The following is a 4,357-nucleotide window of genomic DNA, read 5'->3' as shown; positions in this document are numbered from 1 at the left end:
AAAACACTTTTACAGCTCTCGCTGCTATCGTTCGCCAGCTAATTGCATGGTCACTTTGCCACGGAATCAGGTGGTCAACATCCCCGGAATATCAATCATAAGTAATTAATCCTGATATAGCGCCTATATAAATTGACTGTAATGTTAACGGGGCCATATCCTCCATCCGTTCTTGTAGCCCAGAAAAGAGGTCCTTATTTTCGTCAATTGCCCTTAATAAGCTCCCCCCTTTAAAATTCCTTTCTTTGATACCACTTACAACTCTTTTATTTAAACAAAGGGGCAAAACCGGCATAACTTCGACTAGAGAAGGCGAGGCCTTTTCACGATGATGCATTTGGTAATTCTTCGAAAATTCCCAAATTATATGTGCGCCAATCGCCTTATTTTGAAAAATTTCGAACTCATTTATCATTTTTCTTTTTCTTTTTAATTGATTCCCATTCCGGATGCCAACCTAATTTAATTTGATCGGATAAATAATGGTAAGTCCCTTTATGAGTATAACCCTGTTCTGGCTCATAATTATTTATTTTTCCTTTGTAAGCAATACAAGTGTAATAAACCTCATATCCAACTTGAGCAAAAGCTCCTTTTTGGGCAAACCTAAATTTAGGTTTCGAAATACTCTTCCAATAATTTAGGAGATCGTCATAATAAAGTTCAAATTTTTGTTTGGAAATTTCACCATCTTCCGCTAATCGACTGCGCTCTGAAGCTGCTCGGATAAAATCGTGAATTGCTTCGATAACTTCTTCTTCATCACATCCAATTTTGTGGAGTTGTTCAACATACACTTTACCTTTATTATTCTCTACATCCTGCAGGTCTATCGGTAAAGAATCGACTGTTTGTTCATAAAAAGATTTTTTTTTGAAGTCTGCAACTAATTGACTGTATTGTTGATTAAATGCCTTAACACTAATCCAACCTGGTTCTCTATTTCGCCACTTATCGATTAGTGTTTCACTGACAAATCCAAAAAGGCTACGATAGATATAATTGAATGGTAAATCTTCTGAAGCACTTAAGTTATCTTTCAATTTTTTTTTCAGTTCTGTTGAATTATGAGTAAAAGTATTGTCAAGAACAGTTATTTTGTCAATTATCTTTTCCAAGACGGCATCAGGACAGTTAAGAATGATTGTGGCGAAATCTTCCATGGACTTTGGCAGTTTAGATGCTCTTGTCTTTAGATCGGTCAATACCGTAGCCATAACGACTTTATCCTTTGCTTTGGCATTAGATAGAGTAATAGCTAATCGATCCTGAGGCATCTTTTTATTAGTCAACAATGAAAAAATTGCGTTTTCTACTTTCAAACGTCCAGATTGAATGGCTTCAACCCAAATGCTTAATGTCTTCCAAAGATCGACGCTGCTATTACTAAACGGTACTTTAGTTGTTTGACTATGTTTTGCCTGCTCGTATATATTTGTGATGTCTTGTCCTTCAATTAATTTCACCGTGATGTCATCATCTACCTCAACACCAACTTCTGTTTCTGAGGAACTAGTACTCAACCACATAAGGGCACGTTCTATCTGATAAAGAAAGCCTAGGATGCTTCCATCAGCACTATGCAAATTATTTAGGTTATTCATTAATGTGATATTGGCTTTCTCAAATATAAATAATAACAATTGAAAGATATAATAAGTTATTCCCTACGCTTGGCCCATGCTGGCGCACGCATGTCGGGTTTGTTAATAATCATTCGTATTGAATGTCCTAAGTAGAGATTGCTTCGTACCTCGCAATGACATGTAGATGGTAGTGAAGAGGCGTGAAAAAAGAGCGCAGGGACGTGTTTTGTGACATTTGCCTTTAATTCCACCTAAGCGGTAATTTTGCCCACCGCCCTTGTTGGTGTTATCACCACAAGTATCTGTATAAAGAATTACGCAAACACCCACCGCAAAGTTGTTGGTGATAACACAAACAACGGCCAAAAGAAAAAATAACAAGCGAGGTTATTCTCATAGGCATGAGTTTTGAGGTTATTTATCTAATAGAAGATAATCACCTCAAGATGGAAACAAGTCAAGAACTTGAAAAACTTTCTAAACTATTTAACGAATTTGAACTTGAAAAACGAAAGTTTGATAGCTTAAAGCTGGATTTTGAAAGACTAAAATCTGAATATAAAATACTTTCTAAAAAACCTGTCAGAGCCAAACATCAGGCGCCGTTTGGATTCTATACTTATTTCTAATTCCCCATCATGGTCTAACGTATATAGTCTCCTATCAAGACAAAAGTATCTGGCTATTCCGCGGCCAAGAGCGGAGGCAAGCCAGGCGCGTAAAGGCCAACGAGGTGCTAAGTAACGAAGCTCGGTGCGATTGCCACACTCGTACCTCGTTCGCAATGACAAGGGGGTGCGTAAACGTAAGGCTAATAAATTAAACAAGCATCCCTATACATTTGTATCTTTATTACAAACACCCACACCATGAAACCAAAACAGATCTGGGCCAATTTGGCCGTTAAAGACGTAGCACGTACCCGCGAGTTTTATACCGCCATAGGTTTTACATCAAACGAGGGGGACAGTAAAAGCAATGAGCTGTGCAGCTTTAAAATTGGCGAGAGCGGCTTTGTGGTCAACATTTTCTCGTATCAGCATTTTAAGGACGTCGCAAAAGATGCTACGCCTAACCTGACCGGTAATAACGAAGTGATGTTTACCCTGTGGGCCGACAGCCGCGCAGAAGCCGACGCCTGGGCAACCGAGGTGAGCCAAGCGGGCGGCACCCTGCTAACCCAACCAACCGCATTTGGCCCGGGCTATTACGGTTTCGACTTTGCAGACCCCGACGGGCACCGTTGGAACGTGTTTAACATGTAAGGGCCACAAGCACCTCACGCTGTTTGAAGCTTGCAAATCGGGCGGTTATATTGACCGTGTTTATAAATAGCTAATGGCTACCGCAAATATTACTGATTGCGGGCATTTTCGACAGCGGCTTTAATTTCTTTCACGTCGCTTTTTGAGAAACCGTGTGCCTCTACCTTGTTGCCATTATGGAAAAAACGAATAGTAGAAAACCCGATAAGCGGCGTATCAATCTCTACGGCCGAGATACTGCTGTAAGCCACAGAGGTTTCATCGCCGCTAAAAAGCCCGGGGATTTTGATGGTAAGTCCGGTTTTTTCAATCATGATCTCTGCCGGGAAAAGCTTGTTCCCTTCGGATAAACGGGATGCGGTATATTTCATATTGCTCATAAATTTTCTGGGAGTAAAAATAAGTATTTTAATATCATTACGTCAATATTTACAAGCGTGGACACGGGCAGCGGCATGCTGCTAAATAGCGCATAATTGCTATCTTGCTTTGTAAACCCTAAAATCATGATCACAAAGTACCCCTTACTGTACAGGCTTTGCCCTCCCCTGCTGATAGCAGCCGTCGGGTTCTTTTTAAGCGACGGACTACTGGTCGAAATTGCCATCAACTGGCTATTGTTAATCTTAATTGAAACGAAGGGCCTGGGCGTATTAGGTTTAACCCCGACACCACGCCGGGGAGTACATTTATTAGCAGGCTTTGGTATAGCTGCCGGTATGGCGTGCTTTAACTGGTATCTGCAAACCATCTTTTCGGGCTCGGTTTGGTCGTTAAACCCATCGTTTACGCCGGCCAGGTTCTTGGACGGTACCTGGTGGACAATGCAATCGGTATTATACGAGGAGTTGATATTCAGGGCGGCGTTGTTATATATCGCCATCAATAAAATTGGGGTGCGCGGAGCCTGCTGGTTGTCGGCAATTTGTTTCGGCGCGTACCATTGGTTCTCTATGAATGCTTTCGGTAATCCGGTGCAAATGGCTTTCATCTTTATCGTCACCGGGGCAATGGGCTACATATTTGCCCTGGCCTATGCCAAAACCAAATCCTTATACCTGCCCATAGCCCTGCATTTCGGCTGGAACTTTATTAACACCGTGATCTTCTCGCAAGGCCCTATAGGCAACCAATTACTGATCTTAAAACGCGGCGAACTGTTTAACGCTTACGAAAACACTATTGTTATGCTGGTGCAGTATGTTGCGTTCCCGGCACTGGCCTATTGGTATATTGTGAAGAGGAAGCCGCAGGTAACCGAAGTTTCCCCACCACCTCCCGACGCTCACCATCCGCCGCAGGATCATTCAAAGATACACCAAAGCTAAACCCCAAGTGGTGACAGCATATTGTCAGCGCCTTTTGTGTCATTTTATGCCAATTTTAACGATTTTTAGACACGCTCATTATCAATTTGACTTGTCCTGAAATAGGTTTACACATTAAAGTGTAAACGATGAACAAAATTAAAGAAGAAAAGATCATTGAGGATCATTTAAGCGAAGG

At 41.4% G+C, this 4,357-nt stretch carries 6 protein-coding genes; 3 read left to right on the top strand and 3 right to left on the bottom strand.

The annotated features are described in order from the left end of the window. Nucleotides 1–91 precede the first annotated feature (91 nt). Together ACFSYC_RS19545 and ACFSYC_RS19540 are read right to left on the bottom strand one after the other, a co-directional pair. Nucleotides 92–415 carry a three component ABC system middle component gene (locus tag ACFSYC_RS19545; protein WP_377130555.1) on the bottom strand — a complete coding sequence of 108 codons (324 nt, stop codon included), beginning with the start codon at nt 413–415 and terminating at the stop codon, nt 92–94. Continuing rightward, complete coding sequence (locus tag ACFSYC_RS19540) at nt 405–1,604, bottom strand: ABC-three component system protein (protein ID WP_377130554.1); 1,200 nt, start codon at nt 1,602–1,604, stop codon at nt 405–407. Before ACFSYC_RS19540 ends, ACFSYC_RS19545 begins: the two co-directional genes overlap by 11 nt. Nucleotides 1,605–1,987: 383 nt before the next feature. Between ACFSYC_RS19540 and ACFSYC_RS19535 the strand changes: the two genes are divergently transcribed. Beyond that, nucleotides 1,988–2,215: a hypothetical protein gene (locus ACFSYC_RS19535; RefSeq protein ID WP_377130553.1), complete on the top strand. Its 228-nt coding sequence runs from the start codon at nt 1,988–1,990 to the stop codon at nt 2,213–2,215. Between the two features lie 240 nt (nt 2,216–2,455). Then, a complete protein-coding gene (locus ACFSYC_RS19530; protein WP_377130552.1) occupies nt 2,456–2,851 on the top strand; it encodes a VOC family protein in 396 nt (131 codons plus the stop codon). Nucleotides 2,852–2,940: 89 nt separating this feature from the next. On the opposite strand, the gene ACFSYC_RS19525 is transcribed toward ACFSYC_RS19530, so the two are convergent. Beyond that, nucleotides 2,941–3,222: a hypothetical protein gene (locus ACFSYC_RS19525; protein ID WP_377130551.1), complete on the bottom strand. Its 282-nt coding sequence runs from the start codon at nt 3,220–3,222 to the stop codon at nt 2,941–2,943. Between the two features lie 135 nt (nt 3,223–3,357). On the opposite strand from ACFSYC_RS19525, the gene ACFSYC_RS19520 reads away from it, so the two are divergent. Further along, complete coding sequence (locus ACFSYC_RS19520; protein ID WP_377130550.1) at nt 3,358–4,179, top strand: CPBP family intramembrane glutamic endopeptidase; 822 nt, start codon at nt 3,358–3,360, stop codon at nt 4,177–4,179. The last annotated feature ends 178 nt before the right edge of the window (nt 4,180–4,357 follow it).

The sequence above is a fragment of the Mucilaginibacter antarcticus genome (assembly GCF_042686155.1).
GTDB classification, from domain to species: Bacteria; Bacteroidota; Bacteroidia; order Sphingobacteriales; family Sphingobacteriaceae; genus Mucilaginibacter; species Mucilaginibacter antarcticus.
This window is presented reverse-complemented; position numbering and strand designations above follow the sequence as displayed.

Bases quoted from the DNA above. Each gene is read 5' to 3' on its own strand.
- ACFSYC_RS19545 (WP_377130555.1), bottom strand. From the start codon at position 415: ATGATAAATGAGTTCGAAATTTTTCAAAATAAGGCGATTGGCGCACAT.
- ACFSYC_RS19540 (WP_377130554.1), bottom strand. From the start codon at position 1,604: ATGAATAACCTAAATAATTTGCATAGTGCTGATGGAAGCATCCTAGGC.
- ACFSYC_RS19535 (WP_377130553.1), top strand. From the start codon at position 1,988: ATGAGTTTTGAGGTTATTTATCTAATAGAAGATAATCACCTCAAGATG.
- ACFSYC_RS19530 (WP_377130552.1), top strand. From the start codon at position 2,456: ATGAAACCAAAACAGATCTGGGCCAATTTGGCCGTTAAAGACGTAGCA.
- ACFSYC_RS19525 (WP_377130551.1), bottom strand. From the start codon at position 3,222: ATGAAATATACCGCATCCCGTTTATCCGAAGGGAACAAGCTTTTCCCG.
- ACFSYC_RS19520 (WP_377130550.1), top strand. From the start codon at position 3,358: ATGATCACAAAGTACCCCTTACTGTACAGGCTTTGCCCTCCCCTGCTG.